13 protein-coding genes are annotated in these 16,480 nt (G+C 68.3%); 6 read left to right on the forward strand and 7 right to left on the reverse strand.

The annotated features are described in order from the left end of the window. Nucleotides 1-48 precede the first annotated feature (48 nt). The 6 genes from AAGI91_02555 to pdhA form a co-directional block, all read right to left on the reverse strand. The gene (locus AAGI91_02555; GenBank protein MEM1041487.1) at nucleotides 49-1,335 is read right to left on the reverse strand and encodes a DUF3667 domain-containing protein; all 1,287 of its coding nucleotides are present in this window, start codon (nucleotides 1,333-1,335) and stop codon (nucleotides 49-51) included. A gap of 25 nt (nucleotides 1,336-1,360) precedes the next feature. Next, nucleotides 1,361-2,212, reverse strand: coding sequence for a metallophosphoesterase (locus tag AAGI91_02560; GenBank protein MEM1041488.1), 852 nt, complete (start codon nucleotides 2,210-2,212; stop codon nucleotides 1,361-1,363). Between the two features lie 8 nt (nucleotides 2,213-2,220). After that, complete coding sequence (locus AAGI91_02565) at nucleotides 2,221-2,706, reverse strand: methylglyoxal synthase (GenBank protein MEM1041489.1); 486 nt, start codon at nucleotides 2,704-2,706, stop codon at nucleotides 2,221-2,223. A gap of 12 nt (nucleotides 2,707-2,718) precedes the next feature. After that, nucleotides 2,719-4,098, reverse strand: a complete 1,380-nt coding sequence (locus tag AAGI91_02570; protein ID MEM1041490.1) for a pyruvate dehydrogenase complex dihydrolipoamide acetyltransferase — start codon at nucleotides 4,096-4,098, stop codon at nucleotides 2,719-2,721. A gap of 82 nt (nucleotides 4,099-4,180) precedes the next feature. Continuing rightward, entirely contained in the window at nucleotides 4,181-5,188 is a 1,008-nt protein-coding gene (locus AAGI91_02575; protein MEM1041491.1) for a pyruvate dehydrogenase complex E1 component subunit beta, read from the reverse strand. Between the two features lie 57 nt (nucleotides 5,189-5,245). After that, nucleotides 5,246-6,406, reverse strand: a complete 1,161-nt coding sequence (gene pdhA, locus AAGI91_02580; GenBank protein MEM1041492.1) for a pyruvate dehydrogenase (acetyl-transferring) E1 component subunit alpha — start codon at nucleotides 6,404-6,406, stop codon at nucleotides 5,246-5,248. A gap of 193 nt (nucleotides 6,407-6,599) precedes the next feature. Between pdhA and AAGI91_02585 the strand changes: the two genes are divergently transcribed. From AAGI91_02585 to AAGI91_02595, 3 genes are all read left to right on the forward strand, one after another. Beyond that, nucleotides 6,600-7,358 carry a polyprenol monophosphomannose synthase gene (locus tag AAGI91_02585; protein ID MEM1041493.1) on the forward strand — a complete coding sequence of 253 codons (759 nt, stop codon included), beginning with the start codon at nucleotides 6,600-6,602 and terminating at the stop codon, nucleotides 7,356-7,358. Nucleotides 7,359-7,447: 89 nt separating this feature from the next. Next, entirely contained in the window at nucleotides 7,448-8,695 is a 1,248-nt protein-coding gene (icd, locus tag AAGI91_02590; protein ID MEM1041494.1) for an NADP-dependent isocitrate dehydrogenase, read from the forward strand. Nucleotides 8,696-8,718: 23 nt separating this feature from the next. Next, nucleotides 8,719-9,615, forward strand: a complete 897-nt coding sequence (locus AAGI91_02595) for a hypothetical protein (GenBank protein MEM1041495.1) — start codon at nucleotides 8,719-8,721, stop codon at nucleotides 9,613-9,615. A gap of 108 nt (nucleotides 9,616-9,723) precedes the next feature. On the opposite strand, the gene AAGI91_02600 is transcribed toward AAGI91_02595, so the two are convergent. After that, nucleotides 9,724-10,464, reverse strand: coding sequence for an SGNH/GDSL hydrolase family protein (locus tag AAGI91_02600; GenBank protein MEM1041496.1), 741 nt, complete (start codon nucleotides 10,462-10,464; stop codon nucleotides 9,724-9,726). A gap of 142 nt (nucleotides 10,465-10,606) precedes the next feature. On the opposite strand from AAGI91_02600, the gene AAGI91_02605 reads away from it, so the two are divergent. From AAGI91_02605 to AAGI91_02615, 3 genes are all read left to right on the forward strand, one after another. After that, a complete protein-coding gene (locus AAGI91_02605) occupies nucleotides 10,607-12,451 on the forward strand; it encodes a PQQ-dependent sugar dehydrogenase (protein MEM1041497.1) in 1,845 nt (614 codons plus the stop codon). 149 nt (nucleotides 12,452-12,600) lie between these two features. Further along, nucleotides 12,601-14,463, forward strand: a complete 1,863-nt coding sequence (locus AAGI91_02610; GenBank protein ID MEM1041498.1) for a PQQ-dependent sugar dehydrogenase — start codon at nucleotides 12,601-12,603, stop codon at nucleotides 14,461-14,463. A gap of 143 nt (nucleotides 14,464-14,606) precedes the next feature. Continuing rightward, on the forward strand, nucleotides 14,607-16,454 hold the full coding sequence (locus AAGI91_02615; protein MEM1041499.1) for a PQQ-dependent sugar dehydrogenase: 1,848 nt from the start codon (nucleotides 14,607-14,609) through the stop codon (nucleotides 16,452-16,454). Nucleotides 16,455-16,480: the final 26 nt, after the last annotated feature.

Below are 16,480 nucleotides of genomic sequence, written 5' to 3' on the forward strand. Positions count from 1 at the left end.
GTGGGGGCGGCCACCCGGTCGCCCCCGCGCTGCGTCACAGCGCCTGCACTACAGTGCCGCCGCGAGCACGAGGGACCCGATGAATCCCCAGAAGAGCAGGATCGTGTAGACCACCCCGAGGCCGAGTGCCTTCGCGCCAGTCTTGAGCCAGCCCTGCCCGTAGACCCGCTTCTGCGCAATAAAGAAATACCCCAACACTGCGACGCCGAGCGCCTGGCTGACCCGAAGCGCCCACGCCGCTGCCCCGCTCGCGGTCAGGAGCACCGCAACGACGGTGAAAACGAGGAACGCGAACGCGTGCCCGTGGAGCGCGAAGACGAGGTGCTCCGAGTAGTACCATCCGCGCCGGATGTAGACGAGCTTGAGCAGCAGCGCAAACAGAGGCAACAGCAAGAACATCACCGTCGGCACCCGGGCAATCATGCCCCGCGCCAGATCGGTCGCTGCCTCCGTGCGGCCGTCACTGGTGCGGGCGGCGTTGAGGCGTTCGATGGCTCGGCTGCGCGGCATCCAGTCGGGTAGGTTGACCGCCGACTCCCTCATGCTAGGAATCACGATTTCCGCTGCCGTTTGCCAGTCCGCCGGGCGGATGCTGCTGTCGGGGTCAGCGTCGGCCAGCGCGGCGCGCTGCCACTCCAGGCGCCGCACGGCGCGCTGCCGCCCCGTCGACCCGAGCCGCACCAACTCGCGCATCTGCGGTCGATGCTCTTCGGGGATCTCGTGGAGGTTGAGATCCGCCCTGAGCGTGTCGCCGGTCTCCGAATCGATCTCGGGCTCGACGAGGCCGGCCTGCAAGAGCGAGTCGGCGACCTGCCGGAGCTGGTCCACCCGTGCGTCAAAGGTCACCTGCCCCGAATCTATCGTGTCGATCCACGCGGCGGCGGTCATCGTCGAGTCGGCGGCGATTCGGTCCTCGTCTCCGCCTACGATGAGGCCCTCGATGTTCGCTACCGGATCGAGCACGGCGAGCAAGAAGAAGAATGTCAGCGTCGCCGTGAGGTAGAGCCGGAGCGGGCGGAGGTAGCGCGCGCGTCGCCCGTCGAGGTAGGCGCGGGTGAGGGTACCGGGCTGCGTGAGGAGGAGGCCCAGCGTGCGCCACAGCCGCCCGTCGAGGCCGAAGTACTCGCCGGCGGCGCTGGCGACGAAGCGGTGAACCGGCTGCCGGAGCGGGGCGCTCTTCTGCCCGCACGCCGCGCAGAAGTCGCCGACGACCTCGTGCCCGCAGTTGGCGCACGCGGGGCTCGCCGCCACGGGCAGATCAGCGGTTACCGTGTTAACGGTCGGCGCGTTGACGGGTGCGTCGGCAGGAGTCGTCTGGGTGTCGGCAGGCTGCACGGGATCGGGTGTGGCTTGGCCTAGCCTACGAACGAACAGCCGGTTCGGTTTGCACAGCCCGCCCGAAGCGCGTCGTCCGCTCGGGGTGGAACGCGCCTGCCTCGGGGTCGAAGCGCCGCTCCTGGACGGTGAAGCAGCCAGGCCACACCTCGACGTGGTTGTAGAAGTTGACGTTGCGGTTGCTGCCCCGGCCCCGGCTGCTCGTCGCGGTCCCGGCGCTTGCGACCACGAGCCGGTGCCCGCGCTCCAGGTCGATCTCGACGTGCTCGACGTGGCTGACGTGGAGGTGCCCGCACAGGACGAGGGCCACCTTTGCCTCGCCCGCCGCCTGCAGCGCCGTCTTCGCGCCGAGCGCTACGTCGTGCGACCCGAGCGCTCGCAGCCGGAGCAGGTGGTGGTGGAGGACGAACACCCGAAACGCCTCGGCCGGCTGTGCGGCGAAGAAGCGCTGCATCTCGCCCAGGTGGTGCGGCCGGATCTTGCCGCCCTTGATCGTCAGCCCGTGCGCCGAGTTCAGCCCGAAGACGGCGAGGCCGGGGCGCTCGAACGTCGGCGTGAGGTCGTCGCCGAGGAAACGGCTGAAGCGCGCGGCCGGGCGCACGACGCGCTCGACCGGGTTGTGCCACCACGCACGGACATCGTGGTTGCCGGGGACGACGAGCGTCGGCGCGCGGAACGCCTCGATCATCCGCCTTGCGTCTTCGTACTCGCTCGTCCGCGCCCGCTGCGTGAGGTCGCCCGAGAGCACGACGAGGTCGAACCGGTCGGCGTTGACCTCATCCACGAGCGCCGACACCACACGCTCGTCCGAGATCTTGCCGAAGTGAATGTCCGAGAGGTGCGCGAGGCGCAGCGGCGTAGCGGTAGCAGAGTCCACGGCAGCAGTCAGACCTCGCGGTTGGCGTAGGCCTCGTAGTCCGGGAGCCGACGCTCGTACGGGGCGGCCAGCAGCGGCGAGGCAACGATAAAGTCTGCCGAGGCGCGGTTGCAGGCAATCGGGATGTTCCACACGACGGCGATGCGGAGCAGCGCCTTCACGTCGGGGTCGTGCGGCTGCGGCTCTAGCGGGTCCCAGAAGAAAATGAGGACATCCACCGCCCCCTCGGCGATCCGGGCACCGAGCTGCTGATCCCCGCCGAGCGGCCCGCTCTGAAGCCGGCTCACCTCGACCCCGAGCACCTCTCCGACAAGCCGACCGGTCGTACCCGTCGCGATCAGTTCGTGCTGGACGAGCGTCTCGCGGTGGTAGCCTACCCAGTCGAGCAGGTCGTCTTTCTTGTGGTCGTGCGCGACGATGGCGACGCGCTTGCGGACGCCCATCGGCGGGCCCATGCGATGCGCCTCGGCCGACCGAGCGCTAGGAGTAGCCATGGGTGCCTCGGCTCAGAGCAGCAGGTTCATCGGCTCTTCGAGGACGCGCACCACGTCGTCCAGGAACTGTGCGCCGGTGGCCCCGTCGACGACGCGGTGGTCGCACGAGAGCGTCACCTTCATCCGCTTGCCGGGCACGACCGCGCCGTCCTCCACGACCGGCACGTCGCGGATCGTGCCAATGGCGAGGATACAGGCGTTGGGCGGGTTGATGATCGCCGTGAACGCCTCGATCCCGAACATGCCGAGGTTGGAGGTGGTGAAGGTCGAGCCTTCCCAGTCGGCGGGCTGGATCGTCTTGTCGCGGGCCTTGCCGGCGAGCGCCTTCGTCTCCTCGGCGATCTGGGCGAGGCCCTTGCGGTCGGCGTCGCGGATGACCGGCGTGAGGAGCCCCTCGTCGACCGCGACCGCGACGGCGACGTTGACGACGTGGTGCCGCCGGATCTCGCCCTCGGCTTCGAGGTAGCTCGCGTTGACGCCCGGGTGGCGGCGGAGCGCGACGGCGCACGCCTTCGTGACGAGGTCGTTGAACGAGACCTTGCCCAGCCCCTGCGCCTCGGCCGTCGCGTTGAGCTGGGTGCGCACCTCGACGGCGCGGGCCATGTCGATCTCGCGCGTGAGGTAGAAGTGCGGCGCGGTGAACTTGCTCTCGGCGAGGCGGCGCGCGATCGTCTTGCGCATCTGCGTGATCGGGACGGCCTCGTAGGTCCCCTCCTCCATCGGCGGGGCCGGCGCGGGAGCCGGGCGCGGCGCGCGGTCGGGCGCAAGGGCCGGAGCCGGCGCGGCGACGGGCGCGTTGCCTTCGAGCGCCGCCGCCACGTCGCGCTTGATGATGCGGCCTTCTGGGCCGGAGCCGCGCAGCGTGGCGATGTCGAGGCCGCCTTCCTGCGCCATCCGGCGGGCGAGCGGCGACGCTTTGATCCGGCCGCCGTCGCCTGCCGCCGGGGCCGTGCCGCCGTCCCCGGCGGGCGTCGGGATCGGCTCGGGCTGCTGCCCTTCATGCCCGTAGCCCTCGGGAATACTCTCGGTAGCCCCATCGCCCGAAGGCACCGCCGGCTGCTCAGAGTCTTCCGCCTTCTGTCCTGCGTCCTCCGACACAGCCGCTCCGTCGCCCCCGCCGCCGTACTGCGCGAGGATGTCCGTCACGTCCTCGCCCTCTTTCCCGAGGACCGCGATCAGCCCGCCGATGGGCACGCTCGCGCCGTCGGCGACGATCTTCTTGAGGAGCACGCCGTCGTCGTAGACCTCGAGGTCCATCGTCGCCTTGTCGGTCTCGACCTGGGCGATCACGTCGCCGGCGGCGACGGCGTCGCCCTCGTCGGCGAGCCACGCGACGAGGACGCCTTCCTCCATCGTGTCGCTCATCTTGGGCATTTCTACAGCAATCGCCATGTCGGGAATGTCGAGTTACAGGTGTCGAATTGCGGGTAGCGCGAACGCCGCCGTGCCGCTTCGTTCGGCACTCGGCGTTCGTCTATTCTACGTACAGCGCGCCCTTCGCTGCCGCGATGACCTCGTCGACCGTCGGCATCCAGGCTTCGATGAGGTTCTTGGCGTAGGGGGCCGGGGTGTCTTTGGCGGTCACGCGGGCGACCGGCGCGTCGAGGTAGTCGAAGCACTGGCTCTGGATGCGGAAGGCGACCTCGGAGGCGATCCCGCCGTAGGGGCTGCACTCGTCCACGATCACGAGCCGGTTGGTCTGCTTGACCGAGTCGACGACCGCGCCGGTGTCGAACGGGCGGAGCGTGCGGGGGTCGATGACGGTCGCCTCGTAGCCCTGCTTTGCCAGTTCCTCGGCCGCTTCCATCGCGAGCCAGTAGCTCTTCGAGTGGGCCACGAGCGTCACGTCGTCGCCCTCACGGGCGATGCGGGCTTTGCCGATGGGGAGGGTGTAGTCCTCTTCGTCGGAGACCTCACCTTTGAGGCCGAACATCAGCTCCGACTCCATGAAGAGCACGGGGTCGTCGTCGCGGATGGCGGACTTGAGAAGGCCCTTCGCATCGTCGGGGTTCGAGGGGGCGATGACCTTGAGGCCGGGGACGTTCGTGTAGAACGCCTCGGTCGAGTTGTTGTGCGTCGCCGCGAGCTGGCCGGCGGCGCCGTTGCCGCCGCGGAAGACGATCGGCACCTTGAGCTGGCCGCCCGACATGTAGCGGATCTTGGCCGCGTTCGAGACGATCTGGTCGAAGGCGACGAAGGTGAAGTTCCACGTCATGAACTCGACGACCGGCCGGAGCCCCATCATCGCCGCGCCGATGCCGAGGCCGGAGAAGCCGTTCTCGGCGATCGGCGTGTCGATCACGCGCTTCGGCCCGAACTGGTCGAGCATGCCCTGGGAGACCTTGTAGGCCCCGTCGTACTCGGCGACTTCCTCGCCCATGAGGAAGACGTTCTCGTCGCGGACCATCTCCTCCGTCATCGCGTCGCGGAGGGCTTCGCGGAATTGCAACTCTGCCATTGGGTGATTCGCTGATTCACTGATTGAGTGATTGACGGGACCGACCGGGAGACACAATCACCCAATCGCCCATTCACCCAATCACACAATGAAAGGGTAGTCGTCCTGCACGTACACGTCCTCGTACATCGTCTCGACGGGCGGGAACGGGCTGTTCTCGGCGAACTCGACGGAGGCGTGGACCTCGGCCTTGACCTCGTCGTCGAGCGCGTCGAGCTGCTCGTTCGTCGCGAGGTCGTGGTCGATCAGGTAGGACTTGAGGCGGATGATGGGGTCCTCGTTCTTCTTCGACTCCATCTCCTCCTTCGTGCGGTACTTCTGCGGGTCCGACATCGAGTGGCCCCGGTAGCGGTAGGTGCGGATCTCGACGAGGGCGGGCTTGCTCTGCTCGCGGGCCTGCTTGGCGAGCTCGCCCATCGCGTAGTAGACCTCGAAGACGTCCATCCCATTGACGAGCGCGCCCGTCATGTCGTAGGCGTAGGCCTGCTTGTAGAGGTCGGGCTCGGAGACGGCGCGGTCCACGGCGGTGCCCATCGCGTAGCCGTTGTTCTCGCAGACGAGGAGCACGGGGATCTCGTAGAGCGCCGCGAGGTTGGCCGCCTCGTGGAACGAGCCCTGGCTGATGGCCCCGTCGCCGAAGAAGCCGACCGCGACGGCCCCGGTCTCTTTGTACTTCGCGGCGAAGCCCATCCCGACCGCGAGCGGGATCTGCCCGCCGACGATCCCGTGCCCGCCGTAGAAGTGGTTCTCGACGTCGAAGAAGTGCATCGAGCCGCCCTTGCCGCGTGAGGAGCCGTCGATCTTACCGAAGAGTTCGGCCATGCATTCGTTGGCCGTCATGCCACGGGCGAGGCCGAGGCCGTGGTCGCGGTAGGCGGTGATGATGGGGTCGGTGTCCTGGAGCGCGTGGACGGTCCCCGCCGAGACGGCCTCCTGGCCGATGTAGAGGTGGAGGAAGCCGGAGATCTTCTGGCGGCCGTACATCTGCGCGGCGCGCTCCTCGAACCGGCGCTGGAGCATCATGCTCCGGTACATCGCCAGGAGTTCGTCCGGCTCCAGCCCGAGCGACTCGTGGGTGTGGCCGCCCCCGGTGTACATCCGGAAGTCGGCCCCGTCGGGGAGGTCCTGCGGGCCGGTGGCTGCGCCGCTAGCGGCTTTGCCGTTGGTCGTCTGCTTCTTCGGCGCGCGCTCGGCCTTGGCCGTGCGCTTCTTGGCCGGAGCCTTTTTGGTTTCGTTCGCCATCGTGGGGCCTGCTGGGAAAAGAGAGAAAGCGGCGGACCTTGAAGATACGCCCGTGCTGCGAGCTACGGCATCGTGCCGCACGGGCCGTGGTCGGCCTCTGGTAAGGGTACACGCCGCCTCGCGTTCCCTCGCCGCGCTTTCCATCCCGGAAGCGCCCGGCGTAGTTTCCAGGGCTCGCCCCAGCCCGCTCCTCGTGCCCGATCCCGCCGCCGTACCGCCCGCTCCCGACGCGCCCCGCGTGCTCGTCGTCGTGCCGACCTACGAGGAGGCGGTCAACATCCGGCCGATGCTGAAGGAGATCCTCGGGCTGGCCGGGCGCTACGACGCGCTCGTGGTCGACGACGGCTCGCCCGACGGCACGGCCGACGTGGTCCGCGCCGTGCAGGCCGAGCACCCCGGCCGGGTCCACCTCATCGAGCGCGCCGGCAAGCAGGGCCTCGGGACGGCCTACCTCACCGGCTTCCGCTTCGCCCGCGACGAGGACTACGCCTACGTCTGCGAGATGGACGCCGACTTCTCGCACAACCCCCAAGACCTCCCCCTCCTCGTCGAGGCTGTCCGCGCCGGGGCCGACATTGCGATGGGCAGCCGGTACGTCGGCGGGATCCGCGTGCTCAACTGGCCGCTCCGGCGGCTGGTGCTCTCCTACGGCGCGGGCGTCTACACACGCGCCATCACCGGGATGCCCGTGATGGACGTCACCGCCGGGTTCAAGTGCTTCCACCCCCGCGTCTTCGAAGCCCTCGACTTCAGCCGCATCAAGTCGAACGGCTACATGTTCCAGATCGAGATGACCTACCGCGCCTGGCGCAAGGGCTTCACGATCGTCGAGGTCCCGATCACGTTCACCGAGCGGACCGAGGGCCAGAGCAAGATGAGCAAAGCCATCGTCCGCGAGGCCGCCCTCAAGGTCTGGGAACTCCGCTTCCGCGACCTGTTTGGGAAACTGTAGCGATTGGGGATTTCGGAGTGACGATCTTGGATTTGCCGCTTCGTTCCCCACCCTCTTCCCAATCCGAACTCCAAAATCCCCAATCCAAAATGCAAACCCTCACCCCCCCAACCGACGGTACCGCCATCACGATGCAAGACGGTCGCCTCCACGTCCCCGACCGGCCCATCGTCCCGTTCATCGAAGGCGACGGCATCGGCCCCGACATCTGGGCGGCGGCCTCGCGCGTGCTCGACGCCGCTGTCGAGAAAGCCTACGGTGGCCAGAAGGAGATCGTCTGGTTCGAGGTCTATGCCGGCGAGAAGGCCCACGACGCCTTCGGCGAGTGGCTGCCCGAGGACACCCTCACGGCCATCGAGCAGTACCTCGTCGCCATCAAAGGCCCGCTCACGACGCCCGTAGGCGGCGGCTTCCGGAGCCTCAACGTCGCCCTCCGACAGAAGCTCGACCTCTACGCCTGCGTCCGCCCGGTGCAGTACTTCGACGGCGTACCCTCGCCGGTCAAGAGCCCCGAGGACGTGGACATGGTGATCTTCCGCGAGAACACCGAGGACATCTACGCCGGGATCGAGTTCGAGGCCGGGAGCGAGGGCATGCGGAAGCTGCGCGACTTTTTGCAGGACGAGATGGGCGTCACCTCGATCCGCTTCCCCGAGACGAGCGGCCTCGGCGTCAAGCCGGTCTCCGAGGAGGGCACCAAGCGCCTCGTCCGCGCCGCGATCCGCTACGCCATCGACAACCATCAGGACACCGTCACGCTCGTCCACAAGGGCAACATCATGAAGTTCACCGAGGGGGCCTTCCGCACCTGGGGCTACGAGGTGGCAAAAGAGGAGTTCGGCGCCACCGACCTCGACGGCGGCCCGTGGCAGACGATCACCACCGGCGACGGCCGCGAGGTCACGGTCAACGACGTGATCGCCGACGCGATGCTCCAGCAGATCCTCACGCGCCCGAAGAACTACAGCGTGATCGCGACCATGAACCTCAACGGCGACTACATCTCCGACGCCCTCGCCGCCCAGGTCGGGGGGATCGGGATCGCGCCCGGGGCCAACATCAACTACGACACCGGGCAGGCCATCTTCGAGGCCACGCACGGGACCGCGCCGAAGTACGCCGGGCAGGACAAGGTCAACCCGTCGAGCGTGATCCTCTCGGGCGAGATGATGTTCCGCTACCTCGGCTGGACCGAGGCCGCCGACCTGCTCGTCGCCGCGATGGGCAAGACGATCTCGCAAAAGCGCGTCACCTACGACTTCGAGCGCCTGATGGACGGCGCGACCCTCCTCCAGACCAGCACCTTCGGCGATGCTCTGATCGAGAACATGGGGTAAGTTGCCGGAGCTAGTGTAAGCGCATGCTGAACATCGAACTTGAGAAGCGAATTCAGAAGGAGATAGATCAGAGCGGATTTCCGCTAGAACTTGATGTCGTCGCTGATCTACGAGAGGCCAACTACATAGTCTCCCCAAACCTCTCTTTCAGCAATGGAGAGCGGCTTGCCCGTGAGATCGACGCCGTCGCATTCTCGAACGAAGAAACCCCGGATGGCTGGCCATTCGGAGTCATAGGGAACGTGCTCGCAGTAGAGTGCAAGCGGCAAAGAAAAAAACCATGGGTGTTCTTCGAAGAGGGTCTTGATCCTTTGGCTGTGCTCGGGCTCGGTACTGAGATCGATATACTAACAGAGCTCGAATACACGCTACCCTACAACGTGTTGGCAGCATGTATGAACTCCCCACTGCGTGGTCATCATTTCAACGGCTTTCTCCCTAGAGCACGCACCTACTTCGAGGCATTCTCCAAACCGAATCAAGAGAACTCTATTTACAAGGCCGTTCAAAGCGTTTGGCACGCGCTTACTTTTATCCGCTCATGGTTTGGAGAGCAGGGCTTTGATCGGACCCCTAAAGCAAGCGCTGTCAAGCGAAGAACGTTTTTGCTCCAAGGTGTTATCGTTCTGGACGGGCAACTCTTGTTGGCCAGTAAGGAAGGTGACGAATTCACCTTAGCCGAGTCAGATCACATAATTCTGAGAACGATTGATCGGTTGACACGAGAGGGAAAATCTGCATTCGGTATCGGTGAGGAAATCGTGATCGACGTAGTATCGTACAGGGGTCTTGCGAAATATCTCGATCAGAGCGTCAAGAATGTTGAACTGCTGAGCCAGCACCTATCAGCTCAGCTCAAGGCAGGTTGGATATTGGATTCTTCCAACTCATCGTCAGAGGGGCAAGGTGCTGGGGAGTAAAATTGTCATTGCGAGGAGCATAGCGACGAAGCAATCTCCTGACCTCGACTTCGTCCTTTGGAGATTGCTTCGCTTCGCTCGCAATGACAGCCTTGGGTTCTTCTACCTCTACTGCCGCGTCTGCTGGAGCGCCCGAATCTGCTCCGCGGCACGGCGGGCCCACTCGTCGTAGACGCGGGGGCCAGGGTGGAAGCCGTCGGCGGCCATGACTTCGGCGACGGTCACCTCGCCCTCGCGGAGCGCGCCGTCGGCGGCGAAGCCGAGGCCGATGTACGTCACGCCGCGTTCGCCCTCGGCCCAGGCTTCGAGGGCGGCGTCGTAGCGGCGGGCCTGGCGGCCGAGAACCCAGCGCATTGGCTGCGGCACCGCCGGGAATTGGCCGATGAGTGGCATCCCGGAGACGACGACATGCCCGACCCCGAACCGCTCCCGAAGCTCCGCCACAAGCTCGCGGTACGACGCGAGCCACGCCGGGAGCGGCTGCCCCGCAATCACGTCGTTCATCCCGATGGCGAGCAGCGCCACGTCGAACGGCTCGGGCTCCTGCTTGCGGAGGAACGCGAGCGTCCGCGGGACCGTCGAGCCGAACCGGGCGAAGAGGGTCCAGGTGACCCGGTGGGTCTCCGCGAGACGGCTCACGACGTGCCCGAGGAGCGCGTCGTCCTGCGTCTCGGCCCCGTAGCCCTCAGCCGAGGAGTCGCCGACGAGCAGGAAGCGGAGCGGATCGCCGGTGCCGCGCGTGCCTTCGCGTGCACCCGACGGCGCGGTCAGCTTGGGCATCGTTTTGAACATCCGCTTGCCCTGCACGAGCAGGACCGGGGCGAGGAGCGTGCGGGCGAGGTTGGGCATGGCGGCGGGTGCGGTGGGGCCGTGTGTAGCACACAGCCAGCGGTAGGTTTCGGCGGCGGCTGAAACTTTGTGTATGTTCGGCCTACGCCGCCCCACCCGGCGTGCCCTTCCCGTCTACCTCCACCACACACCTTCCTTCCTCATGCGCTACGTCCTCGCTTTCCTCTGCCTCGCGCTCGCCGGCCCCGCCTCGGCGCAGCCGCTGACGAACGCCTTCCCGAACCTCACCTTTGACGCGCCGGTCGACATCCAGTCGGCGGACGACGGCTCGAACCGACTCTTCGTCGTCGAGCAGCAGGGCACGATCCGCGTCTTCACGAACGACGCTGCGGTCGGGTCTGCCTCGGTCTTCCTCAACATCACGGGGCGCGTACTCTCCGGCGGCGAGCAGGGCCTCCTCGGCCTCGTCTTCGACCCGGACTACGCGCAGAACGGGTACTTCTACGTCAACTACACCGCGAGCGGCCCGCGCCGCACGGTGATCTCGCGCTTCGAGGTCACCAGCAACCCGAACGTCGCCGACGCAGGCAGCGAGGAGGTGCTCATCACGGTGGACCAGCCGTTCAGCAACCACAACGCCGGGCAGGTCCAGTTCGGGCCGGACGGCTACCTCTACGTCGCGCTCGGCGACGGCGGCTCGGGCGGCGACCCGCTCGACAGCGGGCAGAGCCTCGACACGCTCCTCGGGAGTCTGCTCCGCCTCGACGTGGACGGAGGCGGCAACCCGCTCGACTGCGGGGCCGGCACCGGCTCGGCGACGATCCCTGCCGACAACCCGTTCATCGACGGGCCGGGCGGCGACTGCGACGAGGCCTGGGCCTACGGCCTTCGCAACCCGTTCCGCTACAGCTTCGGGCCGGAGGGCCGGCTCTGGCTAGCCGACGTCGGGCAGAATCGCCGCGAGGAGGTCAACATCATGGAGGCGGGCGGGAACTACGGCTGGAACGACCTCGAAGGCACGCTCTGCTACCCGTCGGGCCAGGCCAACTGCCCGCTGGGCGGGACGATTCCGCCGATCTTTGAGCACCCGCACAACTTCTTCGGCAACCAGGGCGCGTTCTCGATCATCGGCGGCTACGTCTACACCGGCCCTTCGTGCGAGGCGCTGCGCGGCAAGTACGTCTACGGCGACTTCATCACGCGCAACCTCTGGACGCTCACCTTCGACGGCGTGACCGCCGACAACGACGAGCTCTCGGCCTCGGCCGGCCCGACGACGTTCGGGCTCGACGAGCAGGGCGACCTCTTCCTGACCGACGGAAACCTCATCGAGCGTTTCGACTGCGCGACCGACGTGGCTGTCGAGGCGTCGCTCGTCGGCGGCCCGGTCACGATCCCCTCGGGGGGCGGCTCGTTCTCCTTCGACGTGACGCTGGACAACACCACCGGCGCGGCGCAGACAGTCGACGTGTGGGTCTCGGCGGACCTCTCAAACGGGACGGAGCGCAACCGGGTCTTCGGTCCCCAGACGGTTACGCTCCCGGGCGGCGCGAGCGGTACCGGCCGAGTGACGCTAAGCGTGCCGGGGCAAGCCCCAGCGGGCGTCAGCACCGGCGTCGTCACCGTCGGCGACTTCCCGAACGGCCCGACTGACGCGGCGCGCTTCACGATCACCAAGCTCGGCGGAGCGCTCGGCGACCGCGTGGCGGCCGACGCCGCGTGGCAGGTCGAGGGTGCCAACTTTGGGGTCGACGAGGCCCGTGTCGCTACGGCCAGTGCCACCGCCGACGGCTTCGCGCTGGCGGCCTTCCCGACACCCTTCGCCGAGCAGACGACCGTGCAGTACACCCTCGACGCCTCCGGCCCCGTCCGCCTCGCCGTCTACGACGTGCTCGGGCGCGAGGTCGCGGTGCTGGCCGACGGGCAGGCCGAGGCGGGGACGCACGAGGCGGTGTTCGAGGCGGCGGGGCTGCCGAGCGGGGTGTACCTCTTGCAGCTCGACGCCGGCCGCCGCGCAGCCGTGCAGACCGTGACCCTCACGCGCTGATCGTCTAGACCTCCCGCGTCTTCTGCGCCCCGGTCGTCTCGCAGCGACCGGGGCGCAGCGCGTATGCGCCGGAGCGCTCTTGACAGGAGGGGGAACGGTGCGTATCTCGGCCTCCCACTGCTGCCTTCCCTCCAGCCCGCTTCCGACCCATGCGCTATCTCTACCTCGCCGCCTGCCTCCTCCTCGTCGCCCCCGCGTCGGCCCAGGAGTTCGAGAACGCGTTCCCGAGCCTCACCTTCGACGGCCCCATCGTGGACATCCAGGCCCCGGACGACGGTTCGAACCGGCTCTTCGTCGCCGAGCAGGTGGGCACCGTCCGCGTCTTCCAGAACGACGAGGCCAGCACCCAGACCGCGCTCTTCCTCGACATCACCGACCGCGTCTCGACGGCGCGGAGCAACGAGAAGGGCGTCTCGGGCCTCGCGTTCGACCCGGCCTACGCGCAGAACGGGTACTTCTACATCAGCTACACGGCCGAGGACCCGCTCCGCCTCGTCGTCGAGCGCTACACCGTGTCGGCTACGAACCCGAACCGGGCCGATCCGTCGAGTGCCGTGGCTATGGTCAGGGTGCCGCTGCCCGACGACGAGCACCACGCCGGGCAGCTTCAGTTCGGGCCGGACGGCTACCTCTACCTCTCGCTCGGCGACGGCACCTTCAACTTCTTCAACGGGGACCCCTTCGAGAACGGGCAGAACCCGGCGACGCTTCTCGGCTCGCTCCTCCGGCTCGACGTGCGCGGCGCCGGACAGCCGCTCGACTGCGCGGCCGGCACCGGCCTCGCCACCCTCCCGGCGGGCAACCCCCTCGCCGACGGGCCGGGCGGCGTCTGCGACGAGATCTACGCCTTCGGCTTCCGCAACCCGTGGCGCTTCAGCTTCGCCCCCGACGGCCGCCTCTGGCTCGGCGACGTCGGCCAGAGCGACCGCGAGGAGATTAACGTTGTCGAGCCGGGCGACAATTACGGCTGGAACACCTACGAGGGCACGCGCTGCTTCGACGCGCCCTGCGACCCGGCGGGCCTCACGTTTCCGATCTACGAGCACCCGCACAACTTCTTCTCTGGCCAGGGGGCGTTCTCCGTCATCGGCGGCTACGTCTACCGCGGCAACACCTGCGCCCCGCTCCTCGGGAAGTACGTCTACGGCGACTTTGTGACGACGAACACCTGGACGCTCGGCTTCGACGGGGTCGACGCTACCAACGAGGTGCTCGTGCGCTCGTCCGGGTTCGCCGTGACGACGTTCGGCGAGAGCGAGCAGGGCGAGCTCTACCTCGGCGACAGCGACGGCGACACGCTGCAACGGCTCGACTGCGCGCAGCCGGTGACGGTGGCGGTCGCACCCGTCGGCCCCGCGACGGTGCCTGCCTCGGGCGGCGCGCTCACCCTCGACGTGACCCTCACCAACACGACCGCCTCGGCGCAGACCACGCAGGCCTGGGCCACGGCCGACCTCTCGGACGGAAGCGAGCGCGTCGTGGCGGCACCGGTCGCGGTGCGGCTTCCGGCGGGGGCGAGCGTGACGCGGCGCGTGACGCTCGGCGTGCCGGGCCTCGCCCCGGCGGGCGTCAGCACGCTCGTGGTGAAAACCGGCAGCTTCCCCGATGCGGCGTCGAGCGCAGACCTCGTCGCCGTCACAAAGCTAGGCGGGTCGATTGGCGACCACGCGGCGAGCGGCGACGCGTGGCAGGCCGAGGGCTTCCGCTTCGACGGAGCGGAGGCGGGCGACCCCGCGGCGCAGGCTGTGGCCGAGCCCGCCGCCCTCTCGGCGTTTCCGACGCCGTTCGCCGGGCGCACGACGGTGCGCTACGTGCTCGGCGAGGCCGGCCCGGTGCGGGTGTCGGTCTTCGACGTGCTCGGGCGCGAGGTCGCGGTGCTGGCCGACGGGCAGGCCGAGGCGGGGACGCACGAGGCGGTGTTCGAGGCGGCGGGGCTGCCGAGCGGGGTGTACCTCGTGCAGCTCGACGCCGGCCGCCGCGTAGCCGTGCAGACCGTGACGCTCGCGCGCTGATCGTCCAGACCTCCCATGGCTTCTGCGCCCCGGCTGCCTCTCTGGCGGCCGGGGCGCTGTGCATAGGTGCCGGAGCCTCCTTGACATGGACCGATGCCGTGCGCTATCTACCTGCATTCCCCAACCATCCTCCCCGCACTGCCATGCGCTGTCTCACCCTGGCCGCCTGCCTCCTCCTCGCTGTTCCCGCTTCGGCCCAGGAGTTCCAGGCTGCATTCCCGGACCTCGCCTTCGACGTTCCCATCACGGACATCCAGGCCCCGGACGACGGCTCGAACCGGCTCTTCGTCGCCGAGCAGTCGGGACGGATCAAGGTCTTCACGAACGACCCGGCTACGCCGTCGGCGAGCGTCTTCCTCGACCTCCGCGACCGGATCAACCCCCGCGTCGGGATCATCGGCCTCGCCTTCGATCCGGCCTTCGCGCAGAACGGGCTCGTCTACGTCCACTACAACCGCGACATCAGCGGTCCGGCCGCCTCTCAGAACGTCATCGCCCGCTTCGAGACCACGGCGACGGGCGTAGCCGACCCCGACAGCGAGGAGATCCTGATCACCGTGGACCAACAGCGCGAGCAGCACTTCGGCGGCCAGCTTCAGTTCGGGCCGGACGGCGCACTCTACGCCTCGTTCGGCGATGCGGGTGGGCAGGGCGATCCCTTCGGGAACGGGCAGGACCTGACGACGCTCCCGGCTACCGTCCTCCGCCTCGACGTGCGCGGCACGGGCCTCCCGCTCGACTGCGCCGCCGGCACCGGCTCGGCGACGATCCCCGCCGACAACCCGCTGATCGACGGGCCGGGCGGTGGCTGCGACGAGACGTTCGCCTACGGCTTCCGCAACCCCTTCCGCTTCAGCTTCGCGCCCGACGGCCGGCTCTGGCTCGGCGATGTCGGACAGGACGAGCGGGAGGAGGTCAACATCGTCGAGCCCGGCGGCAACTACGGCTGGAACACGCTCGAAGGCACGCTTTGCTTCAACTCACCCAACGGCTGCGACGCGGCCGGTACGGTTCTGCCCATCCGCGAGTATCCCCACAACCTCTTCTCCCAGGATGGCGGCTTCTCCGTGACGGGAGGCTACGTCTACCGCGGCAATACCTGCTCGCCCCTCCTCGGCCGCTACGTCTACGGCGACTTTGTGACGACGAACCTCTGGTCGCTCACCTTCGACGGGCAGACCGCCGACAACCAGGTCCTCGATAGCTTCTCGGGGCTCGCCGTGACCACGTTCGGCGAGGACGAGCAGGGCGAGTTGTACCTCGGCGACCTCGTCACCGGTACCCTGCTCCGCCTGACGTGTACGCAGCCAGTGACGGTCAGCGCCGTACCCGTCGGCCCTGCGACGGTGCCTGCCTCGGGCGGCGCGCTCACCCTCGACGTGACCCTCACCAACACGACCGCCTCGGCGCAGACCACGCAGGCCTGGGCCACGGCCGACCTCTCGGACGGAAGCGAGCGCGTCGTGGCGGCACCGGTCGCAGTGCGGCTTCCGGCGGGGGCGAGCGTGACGCGGCGCGTGACGCTCGGCGTGCCGGGCCTCGCCCCGGCGGGCGTCAGCACGCTCGTGGTGAAAACCGGCAGCTTCCCCGACGCAGCGTCGAGCGCGGACCTGGTCACCGTCACGAAGCTGAGCGGGCCGAGCAGTGGCCGTACGGCCTCCTGGCAGGCCGAAGGCTTCGGCTTCGAGGTCGCTGGGGCGGCGCGCCTCACTGCGGCAGGAGCCGCCGCCGACGGTGCCGTGCTAGCCGCCTTCCCGACGCCCTTCGCCGAGCAGACGACGGTTCGGTACGCCCTCGACGCCCCCGGCCCCGTGCGCCTCGCCGTCTACGACGTGCTCGGGCGCGAGGTCGCCGTACTGGCCGAGGGGCGGGCCGGGGCCGGCAGGCACGAGGCGGTGTTCGAGGCGGCGCGGCTGCCGAGCGGGGTGTACCTCGTCCGGCTCGACGCGGCCGGCACGGTACGCACGGCGTCGGTGACGCTGCTTCGCTGACCCTTCGAGGGCTCAGGATTCAAGAC

Source organism: Bacteroidota bacterium, assembly GCA_038746285.1.
In the GTDB taxonomy this organism is placed as follows: Bacteria; Bacteroidota; Rhodothermia; order Rhodothermales; family JANQRZ01; genus JANQRZ01.